At 32.0% G+C, this 16,421-nt stretch carries 16 protein-coding genes; 10 read left to right on the forward strand and 6 right to left on the reverse strand.

Features of this window, described 5'->3' with window-relative positions; genetic code table 11:
* Nucleotides 1–44: 44 nt before the first annotated feature.
* Nucleotides 45–920, forward strand: coding sequence for an Rpn family recombination-promoting nuclease/putative transposase (locus HBE96_RS03185; RefSeq protein WP_169296318.1), 876 nt, complete (start codon nucleotides 45–47; stop codon nucleotides 918–920).
* Between the two features lie 88 nt (nucleotides 921–1,008).
* Complete coding sequence (locus HBE96_RS03190) at nucleotides 1,009–1,152, forward strand: hypothetical protein (RefSeq protein WP_206154816.1); 144 nt, start codon at nucleotides 1,009–1,011, stop codon at nucleotides 1,150–1,152.
* Between the two features lie 282 nt (nucleotides 1,153–1,434).
* Here HBE96_RS03190 and HBE96_RS03195 read toward each other — a convergent pair whose 3' ends face one another.
* Nucleotides 1,435–2,271 carry a class I SAM-dependent methyltransferase gene (locus tag HBE96_RS03195; protein ID WP_169296319.1) on the reverse strand — a complete coding sequence of 279 codons (837 nt, stop codon included), beginning with the start codon at nucleotides 2,269–2,271 and terminating at the stop codon, nucleotides 1,435–1,437.
* A gap of 372 nt (nucleotides 2,272–2,643) precedes the next feature.
* Here HBE96_RS03195 and HBE96_RS03200 point away from each other — a divergent pair, with 372 nt between their 5' ends.
* From HBE96_RS03200 to HBE96_RS03235, 8 genes are all read left to right on the forward strand, one after another.
* Nucleotides 2,644–5,616: a DEAD/DEAH box helicase gene (locus HBE96_RS03200; protein ID WP_243186813.1), complete on the forward strand. Its 2,973-nt coding sequence runs from the start codon at nucleotides 2,644–2,646 to the stop codon at nucleotides 5,614–5,616.
* A gap of 371 nt (nucleotides 5,617–5,987) precedes the next feature.
* Nucleotides 5,988–6,749, forward strand: coding sequence for an MBL fold metallo-hydrolase (locus HBE96_RS03205; RefSeq protein WP_169296320.1), 762 nt, complete (start codon nucleotides 5,988–5,990; stop codon nucleotides 6,747–6,749).
* Between the two features lie 174 nt (nucleotides 6,750–6,923).
* Nucleotides 6,924–7,361, forward strand: coding sequence for a MarR family winged helix-turn-helix transcriptional regulator (locus tag HBE96_RS03210; RefSeq protein ID WP_169296321.1), 438 nt, complete (start codon nucleotides 6,924–6,926; stop codon nucleotides 7,359–7,361).
* A 137-nt stretch (nucleotides 7,362–7,498) separates the two neighbouring features.
* Nucleotides 7,499–7,810 carry a 2Fe-2S iron-sulfur cluster-binding protein gene (locus HBE96_RS03215; RefSeq protein WP_169296322.1) on the forward strand — a complete coding sequence of 104 codons (312 nt, stop codon included), beginning with the start codon at nucleotides 7,499–7,501 and terminating at the stop codon, nucleotides 7,808–7,810.
* 21 nt (nucleotides 7,811–7,831) lie between these two features.
* On the forward strand, nucleotides 7,832–8,293 hold the full coding sequence (locus HBE96_RS03220; RefSeq protein WP_169296323.1) for an L-2-amino-thiazoline-4-carboxylic acid hydrolase: 462 nt from the start codon (nucleotides 7,832–7,834) through the stop codon (nucleotides 8,291–8,293).
* A gap of 20 nt (nucleotides 8,294–8,313) precedes the next feature.
* Complete coding sequence (locus HBE96_RS03225; protein ID WP_169296324.1) at nucleotides 8,314–10,107, forward strand: FAD-binding protein; 1,794 nt, start codon at nucleotides 8,314–8,316, stop codon at nucleotides 10,105–10,107.
* 186 nt (nucleotides 10,108–10,293) lie between these two features.
* Nucleotides 10,294–10,731 (forward strand): GNAT family N-acetyltransferase, encoded by a 438-nt coding sequence (locus HBE96_RS03230; protein WP_169296325.1) that lies wholly within the window; start codon nucleotides 10,294–10,296, stop codon nucleotides 10,729–10,731.
* 196 nt (nucleotides 10,732–10,927) lie between these two features.
* The gene (locus HBE96_RS03235) at nucleotides 10,928–11,797 is read left to right on the forward strand and encodes a LysR family transcriptional regulator (protein WP_169296326.1); all 870 of its coding nucleotides are present in this window, start codon (nucleotides 10,928–10,930) and stop codon (nucleotides 11,795–11,797) included.
* Nucleotides 11,798–11,901: 104 nt separating this feature from the next.
* Here the strand turns inward: HBE96_RS03235 and HBE96_RS03240 are convergent, their stop codons facing one another.
* From HBE96_RS03240 to HBE96_RS03260, 5 genes are all read right to left on the reverse strand, one after another.
* Nucleotides 11,902–13,203: an acetyl-CoA hydrolase/transferase family protein gene (locus HBE96_RS03240; protein ID WP_169296327.1), complete on the reverse strand. Its 1,302-nt coding sequence runs from the start codon at nucleotides 13,201–13,203 to the stop codon at nucleotides 11,902–11,904.
* A 158-nt stretch (nucleotides 13,204–13,361) separates the two neighbouring features.
* Nucleotides 13,362–14,303: a thiamine pyrophosphate-dependent enzyme gene (locus tag HBE96_RS03245; protein WP_169296328.1), complete on the reverse strand. Its 942-nt coding sequence runs from the start codon at nucleotides 14,301–14,303 to the stop codon at nucleotides 13,362–13,364.
* Nucleotides 14,304–14,318: 15 nt separating this feature from the next.
* A complete protein-coding gene (gene porA / locus HBE96_RS03250; protein WP_169296329.1) occupies nucleotides 14,319–15,500 on the reverse strand; it encodes a pyruvate ferredoxin oxidoreductase in 1,182 nt (393 codons plus the stop codon).
* 12 nt (nucleotides 15,501–15,512) lie between these two features.
* Nucleotides 15,513–15,821, reverse strand: a complete 309-nt coding sequence (locus HBE96_RS03255; RefSeq protein WP_169296330.1) for a 4Fe-4S binding protein — start codon at nucleotides 15,819–15,821, stop codon at nucleotides 15,513–15,515.
* Complete coding sequence (locus HBE96_RS03260; RefSeq protein WP_169296331.1) at nucleotides 15,818–16,396, reverse strand: 2-oxoacid:acceptor oxidoreductase subunit gamma family protein; 579 nt, start codon at nucleotides 16,394–16,396, stop codon at nucleotides 15,818–15,820. The genes HBE96_RS03255 and HBE96_RS03260 overlap by 4 nt, the downstream gene beginning before the upstream one ends.
* Nucleotides 16,397–16,421 lie beyond the last annotated feature (25 nt).

Below are 16,421 nucleotides of genomic sequence, written 5' to 3' on the forward strand. Positions count from 1 at the left end.
AATAAGGTAAGGTGTTGATAAACTTTGAAAAAGAGGTGAAAACAATGTGTAGATTAAATCCAAAAGTAGATTTTGCATTTAAAAAGTTATTTGCCAGTGAAGAGAATAAGGATATATTAATGGCATTTATCAATTCTCTTCTTAGAGAAGAGGAGCAAATTAAAGATATAGAATTAAAAAATCCATATAACATAGCAAACTACAGAAAAGGGAAAATGACTATATTAGATATAAAAGCTGTAGATGAAAAAGGAACCTGGTATGATATAGAAATGCAGCTAGCAGAGCAAGGATTCTATGACAAAAGAGCTTTTTATTATTGGGCTAAAGTATATTCAGATCAAATAGAAAGCGGAAATGACTTTGAACTTTTAAGAAAAACTATAGCTATAAATATATTAGATTTTAATTATTTAGATGAAGAAAATTTTCACAATGTATACAAAGTTTACAACGAAAAAACAAAGAAAGAGTTTTCAAATATATTTGAAATGCACTTCATAGAGTTAAACAAATTCAAAAAAGACTTTAAAGATTTAAAAACAGCTTTAGATAGATGGGTAGCTTTTTTAAATAGAGCTTATGAAATTGATAAAGATAAGATACCAGAAGAACTAGCAGCAGATGAAAATGTAAAAAAAGCCATAGAAAAATTAGATATAATGTATCTAGATAAAGAAGAAAGAGAAATATATGAAACTGATTTAAAAGCTTTAATGGTTCACAAAGCAGAATTAAAAACTGCAGAGAAGAAGGGAAGAGAAGAAGGAATAAAAGAAGGAATAAAGGAAGGAGAAAATAAAAAAGCAATAGAAATAGCTAAAAATCTTATTAACTTAAATATTGATATTGAAACTATAATTAAAGTATCTGGATTATCAAAAGATGACATTGAAGAACTAAGCAAGAGTAGCAAGTGAGACCAGCTGCTATTATGTATAATTAAATATTCAAGCCTTTAAGGCTCTTGAGAATAAAGTAGATACCATAAAGGCTGAACAAGAAAATATGAAACATGAATTGGCTCATATATCTGGAGATACAAAGTCAATTAAAAGTAATATAGAAATTATGTCTAAAGATTTAAATTTTATTGAAGCTGCAACTGGGAAAAATATAACAGATATCGCTCATTTGAAATCTGTAAAATAAAAAAATATGCATTAACGAGAATTATTAATACCTATTTCATAGAATATGGAAAAAATAAGTAAAGGGGCTGTCACACTAAGAATATGCCTAAATACTACAGTATATTATGTTTGCTATTAATCTTAAAAACAATATATTGCATGTAAATTTCTTAATGCGACAGTCCCTTAATTATAGTTATTGAGGATAGCTTGCTAGTAATTTTTCTAATAACTTTTGTTTCATAATATAAGAATGTTGTGTATTAAGGTTATCTTAGATTATTCTTATAACCTACGGCTGTTAATTTTTTTCTAGCACATAAATGATATTCATTCCACAATCAAGTGTTCCTTGCATTTTAGTAAAAGCAATTTCTTTTTCTATAATGAGTTTCCAAAATTCTTTATCCTGTCTAGCATTTTCTAGCGCAGAATCGCCAGCTTGTGTAAATAATCCAGCAGAACTTCTCTCTTTTATAGTGATTGGGTAATTGGCAAATAGTGCATCCATTTCTGAACTTCTCATCATATGGACATAGTGCTTACTTGGGACAGGGTAGTGCTCTTCATCTTGAATACCTGTATTAAATACCCACCTTGTAGCTTCAAGGCCAAATTGCTCTTTTTCATATCTAATGCCATCTAAATAATATAGTGATGCACCGATAAAACTCATAGCACCTACAATTAATGTTCCGCCGGGCTTTAGAACTCTTAACATTTCATTTATGCCATCTTTTTCTTTATCTAAAAGATAGTTTATTACTCCACCAATACAAACAATACAATCAAAGGAGGAATCTTCAAAAATCCCCATATTTAGCACATCTAATACACAAAACTTCTTAATTTTCTGAAACAATGAAAGTTCTTTCATTTTAGATTTATTAAATTCTATCTGATGTGCTGATATATCTCCTACAGTTAGTTCTTTGCACATTTTTACAATATCTTTTGTGTATCGTCCGGAACCAGCACCTATTTCTAAAACCTTGTCATTTTGATTGATATAACGCTTTAATATATCAAAATGCACATGATAAAGAAGTTCTCCGTGTCCATCTTTTTCAAGACGAGTCCATTCACGATCTTCATAATTATCATATCTGTTTTTCGGGATTTCGGGGTTGTAACTCATAAAAGCATCTCCTTATCATTTTTAGATTTATAATCGGTATAATGTCACTAATATCGCTTTCACTCATATAACCACCACCCTCAAAATATAAATAATAGTTAGTTGACAATAATTTACAACTGCGAAGTAACTGAGTATATAATAAATTATACCACTATTTCCATGCATTTACATGTTTTTATAAATATTAGCATAACTAATTTTAACATGTTTTCTTAATTGCTTGGAAAATGATTTATCAATATGTTTAAAAATATCATTATGTGCTAGAATGTTTAATGAGAATAGAAGGCATCTTGAAAAAAACAGTAAGTTCATCTCGCATTTGGACCTATTATTTTCTTTCAGATGCCTAAACAGGAGTGAATAAATTTGTTTGAAATAAATGAAGAAGAGAGAAGATCAGTAATAAAGAAAAATAGTAAATTAATTCAAAAATTAAAGGAAAGTCTAATATCCTCTAAGGAAAACATAGAAACTAAGACTTTAAACCTACAGTATAAGCTACAATTTAATATTAGCCGCAGAGTAAGTGAAGCTTTTTTAGAATTAAAGGTGGGAGAGGAAAAGCTTTATGTAGTAAAGAATATGAAGAGTTTTTTAGAAGCAGTTATAGAAAAGAATGATCTGGAGTTTGGTAAAAATTTTACATATAGCTCATATTTACACAGGTTTAAGGATGAAGACAAATTTATTCTGAGTATGCTTAAAGATCTATATGAAATAGATAGAGCTACAGAGAGCATGGTAATGTATGGTTATCATTATAGCAAAACACCGAGATTTTTAAGCGGAAAAAAGGCAAGGCTTACGGAAAATAACTTAAAAAAATTTTTTGATAATATAGGAGAAATAGCTATAGATTTGGTCATAAATGATGATAACTACAGTGAAGTTAAAGTAGTAAGAGAAAATTTTCCTTTAGAATTTAAATTAGATAGCAAGGGAAATAATATAATTTTATCTCAAACTTCAAAGCTGCCTAAAGCTTTAGTGAAAAGTGGAAATTATTTTTATTATAATGACAAAATATATATGCCAACAAATGAACAGGTAAGGGTGTATAAAGCACTTTACAATACTTTTACTGAACAAAGAAGTTCTAAAATTACTTTTCATCAAAGTGAAAGTGAGGAAATAGCTTCTTATATAATTCCAGCCTTAAAAAAGATAGGTACAAAGGTAATAGTCAATAACAGTATTAAAGAGAAATTTTATGAAGAACCTTTAAAGCCTTGTCTTTATTTTGATAAGGATAGAGATGCTGTAGTTTGTGATGTAATATTTAAATATGGGAATATAGATATAAATCCCTTAAGAGATAATGAGGCAAGGGAAGATGGGAAGGTATTGGTCAGAGATATTGAGGAAGAAGCAGCCATAGTAGATACCTTGACTGCCTTTCAATTTGAAAAAAGGGAATTTAATTTTGTTTTAGAAGATGAGGAGAAAATTTTAGATTTTGTAGGAGAAGGCTTGGAAAAGCTTCAGGAATCTGCAGAAGTTTACTATTCAGGTGCTTTTAAAGATATAAGAATTTATACCTCCAAAAGCTATAAATCCAACATAAGATTAAATGATGAGGATCTTTTGGAATTTACCTTTAATATTGATGGGGTAAATAGAGAAGAATTAAAGCATATATTTGAAGCATTAAAACAAAAGAAAAAATATTACAGACTTAAAAATGGAGGCTTTATTCCGTTACAGACAAGTGAACTTCAAAATATATCAGATATGATAGAGTATTTAAATATAAAGACTTCAGACCTTACAAAGGATCAAATAATTCTTTCTAAATATAATTCTGTTTACATAGATACAAGCCTTAAGGAAAATAACATAACTTTTGTGCAAAGGAATAAGAAGTTTAGAGAATTGATAAATAATATAAAGGATATTAGTGACATTGATTATACAATTCCAGAAAAACTTGATAATACTATGAGAGGCTATCAAAAATTTGGATTTAAGTGGTTTAAAACTCTTTCAAGCTGCGGCTTTGGAGGTATTTTAGCAGATGAAATGGGTCTTGGAAAAACCCTTCAGACTATAGCTTTTATAAAATCGGAGGTAGATGAAAATGAGGAAAAGCAGCCTTCTTTAGTGGTGTGCCCTACATCCTTAGTATACAATTGGGAAAGTGAAATAAATAAATTTCAGCCAAATTTAAAATGTTTAATTGTATCAGGCAGCAGGGATGTAAGAGAAAGTCAATTAAAGGACATGGAGGAGGCGGACATAGTTATAACCTCCTATGCACTTATTAAAAGAGATATAGAAGAATATAAAGCTATAAAATTCAGACACTGCTTTTTAGATGAAGCTCAAAATATAAAAAATCCTAAATCCTTAAATGCTCAAAGTGTAAAATCAATTAAAGCCGGCAGCTATTTTGCATTAACAGGAACCCCTGTTGAAAATTCTATTACAGAATTATGGTCAATTTTTGATTTTATAATGCCAGGATATTTGTTAGGTCATGGAAAGTTTAGTCAAAAATATGAAACACCTATTGTAAAAAATGGTGACAAAAAAGCTTTAGGGGAATTAAATAAACATACAAAACCTTTTATTCTTAGAAGACTTAAGAAAGATGTTATAAGAGAACTTCCACCTAAAATTGAACATAATATGGTGGTGGATATGACAGAGGATCAAAAGAAGGTATATGCAGCTTACCTTCAGCAAGCTAAAGAGGAGGTAAATAATGAAATAAGAGATAAAGGTATCAATAAAAGCAAAATAAAGATACTTTCTATAATTACAAGACTTAGGCAAATATGCTGTGATCCCTCTACCTTTATAGAAAACTATGAAGGTGATAATGGAAAAATGGAAGCTCTTAAGGATATAGTACAGAATAATGTAAATGATGGACATAAAATATTGTTGTTTTCTCAATTTACCTCTGTGCTTAAAAATATTGGAGAGATGTTTAAAAGTGAAAACATAAAGTATATGTACCTTGATGGCAGTGTAAAAGCAGAAGATAGAGGGGAAATAGTTAAACAGTTTAATGAAGGGGAAATTCCTATATTTTTAATATCTCTTAAAGCTGGCGGAACAGGACTAAATCTAACTTCTGCAGATATAGTGATTCATTATGACCCCTGGTGGAATCCAGCAGTAGAGAGTCAGGCTTCGGACAGAGCTCATAGAATTGGACAGAAGAAAACAGTAGAGGTTATTAGACTTATAGCTAAAGGAACCATAGAAGAGAAAATACACAAAATACAGGAGAAAAAGAAAGAAATAATAAACAATGTTATAGAAGAAAATACTGGAGAGGAAATTTTGCTTTCTAGTATGGAAGAAAAGGATATCGAGGAACTTTTTGGTTAAATAAATAATAATAAAAAACTATGTGAAATAAGTAAAAATGGGGATGTCGTATTAAGTAAGTACTACAATATATTGTATACAAATTACTTAGTGCAACAGCCCCATCGTTATTTCAATTACTATAAAATCTTAAAGAGTAGTTCTATCAAGTTTACCACCTCTCCACTATTTAATCTATTAACTTTTATTTTTAAATTTCCCATAATGAAAATTTGATGCGGCAATTAATAAAAATTTAATAGTGAGATACATGTATGTTATAATTTAACAGTGAGTAAATTGAGTTTTGCCAGGATTTATTTACAGATTCAATGAAAGCAATCCTTGTAGCCTAGGCTACACGAGATATTTAAGAAAGAAGGACAAGTTAAATGGACAATTGGTTTACAATAGATCATATTGATAAGGATACACATATCATCAGTGAATATCGACATTGGGAGGAAACACATGCTTATCTTTTAAATGGTACTGAAAGAAGCATATTGATTGATACTGGTCTTGGCATTTGTAATATTTACGATGAAGTTATAAAGCTGACTGACAAACCAGTAACTGCTGTGGCAACTCATATCCATTGGGATCATATTGGTGGGCATAAATTTTTTCCTAACTTTTATGCTTATGAGGATGAATTAAACTGGCTGAATGGAGAATTTCCACTAACTTTAGAACAAATCAAGGACATGGTAGTAGATCGCTGCGACTTGCCCGAAGGTTATAATGTGAACAATTATGAATTTTTTCAAGGTATGCCTACAAAGGTTCTAAAAGATAATGACATTATTGATATAGGAGGACGTTCTATTCAAGTTCTACATACGCCAGGTCATTCACCAGGACATATATGTTTTTTTGAAAAGGAATGTGGTTATCTTTTCACAGGTGATTTAGTTTATAAAGATACTTTATTTGCTTATTATCCGTCTACTGATCCGAAAGCTTATTTGAAATCAATTGAGAGAGTTGCAGCACTTCCAGTAAAAAAGGTTTTTCCAGCACATCATAGTTTGGATATACATCCAGAAATACTAATTAGAATGCGGGATGCTTTTAGACAGCTGGAATGGGAAGGTAAATTGCATCACGGCAGTGGTACTTTTAAATACAAAGATTTTGCCATATGGATATAGAATACCATTTGCCATGAGGGTATGGAAAAAATTAAATTGTTTGGCATAAATTGCATAAAGATAGCAAACTATAGAATTCAACAGTATTTGGAAAATTATGCCTTGACAAATTATATAAGTTGTTCTAAGATTATTACATGATATAGATATTACGAAGTAAGGAAGAAAAGTTATATGATAAACGATGAAGATATTAAAATTGTTGATAAAGCTATACATGAACTTGTATATAAAATGATAAATAGTAAGTTTATGAATGAGTATTCTGATAAAGCTAAAAAAATGTCTATGCTTGATTTTAGAGCACTTAGGTTAGTGTCAGAAAATCCAGGAAAACAGATAAAAGATTTGCTTAGTATCTTGCAAATTCCTAATAGTACACTAACAAGCGTCATAAATCGTCTTGAAAAGCGTGGAATCCTAAGGAGAGTTATAAGTCCAGAAGATAGACGCTCCTTCAATCTTGAAATTACAGAGGAAGGTGAAATTATTCAAGAAGAACATATGAAGTTTGATTATGAGGTTGCTAAAAAGTACTTAGAGGCAACGGAAAATGATCAGGAAAAAGAATTCCTTATTAAATTTCTAAGAAGACTAGCAGAGTCATTATAATATTTTACAAAAAAGCTTGGTATAAATTTAAGTGTTTAGTTTTAAAGCATTTAAATTTGGACCAAATTTTTTTAATAAATTATTACGAATCATAAAATATTCGTAAATAAAAAAATTCATTAATCGGAGGTTTGGAAATGAAAGTAAAAGTATATCGATTTGATCCAACATTAGAAGAGGGAGAACACTATGATTATTTTGATGTTCCAGTAATTTTTGAAGAAAAATGGACTGTAATGAATGTTCTTGATTATATTCAAGAACATTGTGACAGCAGCCTCAGCTATTACAAGCACAGTGCTTGTGGACATGGAATTTGCGGAAGGTGCACACTTATGGTTAATGGTACTCCTAATCTAGCATGTACTCATATAGTAGAGAATGCTGATGAGATTGTTCTTGAACCTTTAAAAGGAAGAAAATTTATAAAAGATCTAGTTACTATATAAAATTTTAAGGGAGGTAATAAAATGAGTAATTTAAGAAGCAATGAAGAACCAGCAGTGAGGTTTGCAAAGCTTATGTCGGAGCTATACTACTTTATGGCACAGGAAATGGTTGAAAGAATGGGCAAGGAAAATGGAATGGAGGCAGTTTCATCAGCAGTAAATAAATTTGGTAAGGCAAGAATAAAGGCGATGAAAGAGGAAGCAAAGGAGAGGGGATTAGATGCAGATGATGCAAGAACTTATGCCGCAGTTAGAGATATGCCTTCAACTGGGTGGAAATGCTCAGCGGATAATCCTTTAGAAACTACTTATTGTCCTATGGCGGATATATGGCAGCAGTATGGAAAAGGTGGTATGGAGCTTGGTCATTTATATTGTGAAATAGATCATATTTTATTTGAAGCTTTTGGCATGAAGTTAGAAAGGCCTTATTGTATTGCAAAAGGTGATAAAGTTTGTAAGTTTAATTTAAAAAGGTTATAGGAAATAAGGAGGTTATTAAGATGAAAATAGACAAGATACTTGATACGGATATATTAGTTGTTGGCGGTTCTGGAGCAGGATCAATGGCCGCTATAACAGCAGCAAGGAAAGGCTCAAGAGTAATACTTTCAGTAAAAGGAAAGCTTGGAAAAAGTGGAAATGCCATTATGGCAGGAGCAGGATTTTCTATGGATGGAGAAACTGCATATTATAAATATGGCTTAAAGGAGGCAGACCCTAAAAGCACAAAGAAAGACTTATTTGAACAAATCGTAAAACAGTCTTTTTATTTAAGTGATCAAAATATGGTTGAGCAGTTTGTTAATGATTGTGGTGAATGCTGCTGGGAGCTTAAACAGTGGATTGAAAAAGCAGGACACAAGGTTGCATTCTTTGGACAAGAAGGATATATAACCTCAGGTAAAGCTGTAGGTGATGGATGCCGATTGGGAGTTTCAGAAGCAGGTGGTATTGATGTTATAGAAGATTTTATAGTAGCAGATATTTTAATGGAAGATAACAAAGCTGTAGGTGCAGTGGGAATAGATATATATTCAGGAGAAATTATTGAAATTAGATCAAAGTCAGTTATTTTAGCTACTGGTGGATATCAACCTTATTCCTTTAAATGTACTGTTTCTGATATGACTGGTGATGGAATGGCTATGGCGTATCGTGCAGGAGCAAAGCTTGCAGATATGGAGTTTTTATTGTATATACCATCAGTTGCACTTTCTCCAGCTGTTTATAAAGGTTCAATTTATCCTTTTTTACACTCAAGTATGCTTATGCCTATTGTTAAAAATGGTAAGGGTGAATGTATTTTAGATAATATACCAGAAAACTTGATTAAAATGGGCAAAGAAAGTGAGATGGGGAAACTTATATTTACCTACTATTATGGAGAACAAATTGTAAAAGGAAAAGGAAGTCCAAATGGAGGAGTATATTTTGATTATTCCAATGTACCTTTTGAGGTTTATGAAGAGTTTCGAAAAAAAGTTGAACCAATAATGAATAATTGGTATGGAAAAGGGTTCTATCAAGGAAATAATTTAGATACTTTTGTTCAGAATATTAAAAAGGGAATTCCATGGGAAGTGGGTATTGGCGCAGAATACAGTATGGGTGGTATTGAAGTAGATGAAAATATGTATACTGGAGTACCGGGACTTTATGCAGCTGGTGAAACTACAAGTGGTGTGTTTGGAGCTATGAGAGTTGCAGATGGACTTATTGAAATGCTTGTACAAGGATATAGAGCAGGGTTATCGGCTTCACAATATATACAAGGTGTAAATGAACCAATTATGAAAAACACTAATGTTGACTCTATAATTGAAGATATTCTCTTGCCTATTGAAAGAAAAGGTGGAGTAAGTCCTATAAAAATACACAAAAATATAGAAAAAACAGCTGATGACGGCTTTAATTTTAGAAGAAATGAGGCAGGACTATCAAAGGCTTTAGATGAAATTTTGAAAATACACAATTACGATATAAAGGAAATGAGCACTAAAAGCAAAAACAGAGTTTACAATTATGAATGGATAGAATCCATACAGGTTAGAAATCTGTTAACATGTACTGAAGCAGGTATAAGAGCTGCTCTTATGAGAAAGGAAAGCAGAGGTACACATATCCGTGAAGATTACAAATTTGTAGATAATGATAACTGGCTTGTAAGAATTATGAGTTCAAAGGGTGAAGATGGGCTCATGAATTTATCAATGAGAAAGCCAAAGGTAACACAGATGGAGCTTCCAACTGGGAAGAATAAAGATATTCCGGATTATATACTTTCTGTTTTATAAGTGAAATCCCTCTCTTTTCAATATTCTATAACGTTCTTTTCAAACAGGAACAACATCTTTAATATAACAGTTAAAAATGTGGTGAAATATCAAATAAAAAAGTAGGGGTGAGACATCCTATAAATTGAATAATATGGTGTTTATGATAAAATAAAGGAATTGGGTATTAAAAGAGAGGTGAATGTTATGAAAGTAGCTTATGCAAAAAATTGTGATTTTAAAAATTGGATAGATTTGCTGGAGCTAGTTAAAGAAAATTTTCCTGGACTTGATTTAAAGCAATATGAAAATATATTGCAACAGAGCATTTTGAGACAGGAAGCATTAATTGCAAAGGATGATAAAGGTGAATTAGTTGGGGAGTTAATATTTTCAATGGAGAATTGTGAGCTTGAATTTCTTGCAATTCATCCAAGCCATCGAAAAAAAGGGATTGCCACCAATTTAATACGTCATATGTTTGATTTGTTTCCTAAAGGTACGAATTTAAAAGTAATAACCTATCGTGAAGGAGATGTAAAAGGTATAGCTGCACGAAAATTATATGAGAGCATAGGTTTTACTGAAGGAAAACTTATTACAGTTTTTAATTATCCATGTCAGGAATTAAATTACATTGTTTAATTAATGTTGAAAATATTAAGATTATCATATAGTTATTTTGTAAAGTATTTAGTTTACAATTATAATTTATGGTGATTTATTTATATTAATCAATATTGATTATTTTATTGTTTAATTGTAGTATTAAATTATATAAAGTATAGTCCACAATTATATTTTTTAAATGAATAATATTCACTTATGATGAGAAATGCATATGTCATTATTTTCATACCAAATTTTTGATGCTGTGGCAAAGCAACAAAGCTTTTTACGGGCAGCTGAAGTTATGAATTTAACTCCATCAGCTGTCAGTCATTCTATATCTTCGCTGGAAAGCAAGTTGGGTTTTCCATTATTCTTACGAAGTAGAACTGGTGTAAAACTTACAGGTGAAGGAGAACTTATGCTTATGCATGTACGTGAAATTCTAAACTGTGAAGAACAGCTGCAGCAAAAAGCAGCTGAAATTAATGGATTAGAAAAGGGCACTGTGATAATTGGTACCTTTAGCAGTGTTTGCGCCAATTGGATTCCGGATATTGTAAAATCTTTTCGCAATCTTTATCCAAATATTGATATCAATATTATGCAAGGGGATTATGAAGATGTTCTTTTTTGGACAAAAACTGGGGTTGTAGATATTGGCTTTGCTACTTTACCTGTAAAGGAAGACCTTGTAGAAACGCCTCTGTATATGGATAGACTTTTGTGTATTACACCGAAAAATTTTAAACCTGTTCATTCTAAATATGTCACCATAGATGATATAAGAGATCAGCCTTTTATTTTGCAGCGAGAAGGTTATAATTCAGATACAATTTCTTTTATTAAAAAATACAATTTATCCATCCGTCCTCAATTTTTCATAGATGATGACCAATCCATCATCGCAATTGTTGAGAGTGGACTTGGTATAAGCATTGTTCCGGAATTGATTCTAAATAAAGTGCGATGCAATGTAAATGTCTATCCAATAGTGCCAAATGAGTTTCGTACTATTGGGCTAGTAACACATAAAAAACAATTACTTTCTCCAGCAACTTTAAAAATGTTTGATCACATTGTTTCGTATGCTAAAGAGTAAGCGTCAAAAAATCTTTGACGCTTACTCTTTAGCAATCTTGAATAACTTATTACGCTTACCGCATATATGGATTTTTGTATATACTTTTTGTATATAAATTTTAACTACAACTCACACTTAAATCTGTTTTTAAATTCTTCTATTAGACCTTCTCTAAAATCTGGGTGTGCAATATTTATTAAAGCTCTTGCTCTATCTTTCAAGGTTTTACCTTTAAGTTTAGCAATTCCGTACTCTGTAACTATATAATCTACGTCATTTCTTGAAGTTGTAACCGCTGCTCCATTATTTAACAGTGGAACTATTCTTGAAACCCTTCCTTTTGAAGCTGTTGATGGTATTGCAATTATTGATATGCCATCTTCACTCATATTTGCTCCTCTTACGAAATCAACTTGTCCTCCTACGCCACTAATTTGTTTTGATCCTATACTTTCCGAACACACCTGTCCCATCAGATCAACCTGTACACAAGAATTTATAGAAACCATCTTATAATTTTTCATTATTACAGTAGGATTATTTACGTAATTTACAGGATACATTTCTACCATAGGATTATCATTAACAAAATCATAAAGTCTTTTAGTTCCCATAAGGAAAGCCACAACAATTTTTCCAGGATGAAGAGTTTTCTTTTTATTAGTTATGACACCTGCTTCTACTAATTCTACTACACCATCTGATATCATTTCTGAATGTATTCCTAGGTCTTTTTTATCCTTTAAAAATAAAAGCACTGCATCTGGAACAGCACCTATACCAAGCTGTAAAGTAGATCCATCTTCTATTAAAGATGCACAATTCTCCCCAATTGATTTTTCAACTTCTCCAATTTTGGGTGGCTGAAGTTCAGTTATAGGATGAGAAGTTTCAACTATATAATCTATTTTTGATAAATGAATAAATGAATCTCCCATAGTTCTTGGCATTTTATCATTTATTTCAGCAACTACAATCTTTGCACATTCTGCAGCAGGTTTTGTGTAGTCGTTTGATACTCCAAAACTGCAATACCCATGTTCATCTGGATAACTAACTTGAATTAAAGCTACATCTACAGGCAAGTCTCCTTTTTTGAACAGCTTAGGGATTTCATGAAAGAAGCAAGGAGTAAAATCTCCTCTTCCAGATTCAATGGAATCTCTAGTGGATGCACTGGCAAAAATTGAATTGTTTTTATAATATTTTTCCATACCTTCTTTAGCATATTCACCCTGGGTAATCACTACCATATTAATTAATTCTACATCTCTATAATTTTCTTTATTAGCTATCATTGCATTAATTAATGTTGTTGGTTCTCCAGCAGCATGACCCAATACAACTCTATCTCCAGATTTTATTACCGAAACCGCTGTATTTGCTGTAACTAACTTACTTTTGTATATATCTCTCCAACTCATTTTAATCATCCTTTCTAAAAGTATTAGTGATTTTTATATTTTATAAAACAGACTGCTTTCAGTATTGTGAAAGCAGTCTGTTGAGAAATAATCGAAGGAATTTTTCTATGGACTTATGAACTTAATAAAATATTTTTGTTAAATTTCTTTTAAATGATTTATTCTACTTTTTCTCCACATCTAATTAATAATTCATTCCACTTTTTATCAACATTTACCTGTATTTCAGCAATCATATGCTCATTGCCTTTTTTGAACAAATGTTTAAATCTTCCCTGTGGTTTTAAGAATTCTTCAATCGGAAGCTTCTTCTTTGGCTTATAGGAAAGTTTCCATTCTCCATCAACAACCTCAAATAAAGGCCAGTAACAGGTTTCAACAGCTAATCTGCAGATTTCCATAATTTCTTCTGTTTTATACCTCCATCCACGAGGACATGGAGCCATTACATTAAGAAATGCTGGACCTTTTGTATAAATAGCCTTCTCTGCTTTTTCATGAAGATCTTTAAAATTACCTATAAAAGTGGTTTGAGCCACATAAGGAATTTCATGAGCTGCTATAACTTGTGTTAAATCTTTTCTAAACTGCTTCTTTCCTGAACTTTCTTTACCTACTGGTGTTGTTGTAGTATCTGCATATTTTGGTGTAGCAGAAGATCTCTGAATACCTGTATTCATATATGCTCCATTGTCATAACAAACATAAACCATGTCATGACCTCTTTCCATAGCTCCAGAAAGGGATTGGAATCCTATATCGTAAGTGCCTCCATCTCCACCAAAAGCGATAAATTTATAATTTTCATTAAGTTTTCCTTTTCTTCTTAGTGCATTATATGCTGCCTCTACACCACCTATAGTAGCGCCTGCGTTTTCAAAGGCACTATGTATAAAGGAATCCTTCCACGCTGTGTAAGGATATAAGTTAGTTGAAACTTCAAGACAACCTGTTGCACTTCCAATAATTGCATGATCTTCTGGTTTAAGTGCTCTAAGTACACCTCTTACAGCAATAGGAGCACCGCACCCAGCACACATTCTATGACCACCAGTTAATCTATCTGTCTTATTCATTTCTTCTTTAAAATTATAACTCATTTTCTTCTACACCTCCTATTCTCTAACCCCTAGATATCTATATACTTCGCCAACTTGTCCATCTTTAGATATCTGGAATAAATCGTTATAAACACTTGCAATATCATTTGTTCTTATATCTCTTCCACCAAGACCATAGATGTAGTTTACCATCATAGGTCTTTTCTTAACATCATAAAGGGCAGATCTTATTTCTGCAAATAGCGGTCCACCTGCTGCTGAAAAGCCTTCTGCTTTATCCATTACAGCAATTGTTTTAACATTCTTTAATGCATCTGCAATTTCTTCCATTGGGAATGGTCTGAAGACTCTTATTTTTAACATGCCTACTTTTTTACCTTCAGCCCTCATTTCATCTATAGTTGCTCTTGCAGTACCAGCAGTAGAATTTATAACTACAATTGCGTACTCTGCATCTTCTAATTTATATGTGTCAAATAAACCATATTTTCTACCTGTCAACTTTTCAAATTCCTCTGCTACCTGAAGAATTACCTTTTTAGCATTCTTCATACCTTCTGCTTGATGCCTTTTATGCTCTATATAATAAGAAACTGTATCATATGGTCCAACAGAAATAGGTCTTTTAGTGTTTAGCATATAATCTTCTGGCTGATACTCACCTACAAAAGCTTTAACTTTATCATCTTCAATAAGTTCTATATTCTCCACAGCATGACTTGTTATAAATCCATCTTGACATACCATTACTGGTAGTAAAACATCTTTATGTTCACCAACTCTGACAGCTTGTATAAAGTTATCATAAGCCTCCTGATTAGTTTCGCTGTAAATTTGGATCCAACCAGTATCTCTAGCTCCCATGGAATCACTATGATCATTATTTATATTAATAGGTCCTGTAAGGGCACGATTAACACAGGCCAAAGTAATTGGTAATCTAGATGATGCTGCAACATATAACATTTCCCACATTAATGCAAGTCCACAAGAAGATGTTGCAGTCATTGTTCTTGCTCCTGCTGCTTGCGAACCTATACAGGCAGACATTGCACTATGCTCTGACTCAACAGGTACGAATTCAGTTTCTACCTGTCCATTTGCAACATATTGTGAAAAGTACTGTGGTACTTCTGTTGAAGGTGTTATAGGGAAAGCAGCTACAACATCTGGGTTTATTTGCTTCATAGCTATAGCAACCGCTTCATTACCGGATAATCTTTCTCGAATAGCCATTATATCACTCCTCTACTTTTCATCCTTAATAAAATCAATTGCATCAAAAGGACATACTTTTGCACAAATCCCGCAGCCTTTACAATGCTTAAAATCAAAGTCCATGCGTTCACCATCTTTAACTGGAATGGAGCAGTCAGGACATACCGGTACACAAAGCAAGCATTGTTTACATTTATCAGCTTTGAAAACAGGCTTCATTGTTCTCCAATCACCAGTATTAAAGTTTTCTGCACTTCCGTTTTCATATATTACACCACCTGGAGTTATATCCTTCCATGTAATGTTCTCATCAATTATTTTTCCTTCTTTTGTTCTCATATTCCTTTCACCTCCTCCATAGATCTTTTTAATGCCTCCATATTTCCCTTAAGAACTTCTGGTTTTGTTGCAAACTTATGAGCAAAGGATGCTTCCATATCTTTAATAAAAGCTTCTTCATCCATAATTCCACTTACCTTTACAATTGCACCTAGCATTGGTGTATTAGGAAAGTTTTTTCCTAAAGTTTCTTCAGAAATCTTTCCTGCAGCTATTGTGCAAACCTTTCCTTTATAACCTCTCAAGTGCTTCTTTATATCTTCAGGTGATTTTTTTGTGTTAATAACAATTGCACCCTCTTCTTTAAGTCCTGCTGTAACATCAATGGATTCTAACAATGATTCATCAACTACAACTACATAATCTGGTTCATAGATATTAGAATGAACTGTTAATTTTTCAGTACTTATTCTGTTATAAGCTGTAATTGGTGCACCCATTCTTTCAGGACCATATTCAGGAAATCCCTGAACGTAACAACCTGTATTAAAGGCCGCATCTGCTAACAATAATGATGCAGTTTTAGCTCCTTGGCCACCACGGCCATGCCAACGAATTTCAGTTAATTTAGACATTTTAAATCCTCCTTTATCATTTTAC

The organism is Clostridium muellerianum (assembly GCF_012926525.1).
Taxonomy (GTDB): domain Bacteria; phylum Bacillota; class Clostridia; order Clostridiales; family Clostridiaceae; genus Clostridium_AM; species Clostridium_AM muellerianum.

Bases quoted from the DNA above. Each gene is read 5' to 3' on its own strand.
- HBE96_RS03185 (WP_169296318.1), top strand. From the start codon at position 45: ATGTGTAGATTAAATCCAAAAGTAGATTTTGCATTTAAAAAGTTATTT.
- HBE96_RS03190 (WP_206154816.1), top strand. From the start codon at position 1,009: ATGAAACATGAATTGGCTCATATATCTGGAGATACAAAGTCAATTAAA.
- HBE96_RS03195 (WP_169296319.1), bottom strand. From the start codon at position 2,271: ATGAGTTACAACCCCGAAATCCCGAAAAACAGATATGATAATTATGAA.
- HBE96_RS03205 (WP_169296320.1), top strand. From the start codon at position 5,988: ATGGACAATTGGTTTACAATAGATCATATTGATAAGGATACACATATC.
- HBE96_RS03210 (WP_169296321.1), top strand. From the start codon at position 6,924: ATGATAAACGATGAAGATATTAAAATTGTTGATAAAGCTATACATGAA.
- HBE96_RS03215 (WP_169296322.1), top strand. From the start codon at position 7,499: ATGAAAGTAAAAGTATATCGATTTGATCCAACATTAGAAGAGGGAGAA.
- HBE96_RS03220 (WP_169296323.1), top strand. From the start codon at position 7,832: ATGAGTAATTTAAGAAGCAATGAAGAACCAGCAGTGAGGTTTGCAAAG.
- HBE96_RS03225 (WP_169296324.1), top strand. From the start codon at position 8,314: ATGAAAATAGACAAGATACTTGATACGGATATATTAGTTGTTGGCGGT.
- HBE96_RS03230 (WP_169296325.1), top strand. From the start codon at position 10,294: ATGAAAGTAGCTTATGCAAAAAATTGTGATTTTAAAAATTGGATAGAT.
- HBE96_RS03235 (WP_169296326.1), top strand. From the start codon at position 10,928: ATGTCATTATTTTCATACCAAATTTTTGATGCTGTGGCAAAGCAACAA.
- HBE96_RS03240 (WP_169296327.1), bottom strand. From the start codon at position 13,203: ATGAGTTGGAGAGATATATACAAAAGTAAGTTAGTTACAGCAAATACA.
- HBE96_RS03245 (WP_169296328.1), bottom strand. From the start codon at position 14,303: ATGAGTTATAATTTTAAAGAAGAAATGAATAAGACAGATAGATTAACT.
- porA (WP_169296329.1), bottom strand. From the start codon at position 15,500: ATGGCTATTCGAGAAAGATTATCCGGTAATGAAGCGGTTGCTATAGCT.
- HBE96_RS03255 (WP_169296330.1), bottom strand. From the start codon at position 15,821: ATGAGAACAAAAGAAGGAAAAATAATTGATGAGAACATTACATGGAAG.
- HBE96_RS03260 (WP_169296331.1), bottom strand. From the start codon at position 16,396: ATGTCTAAATTAACTGAAATTCGTTGGCATGGCCGTGGTGGCCAAGGA.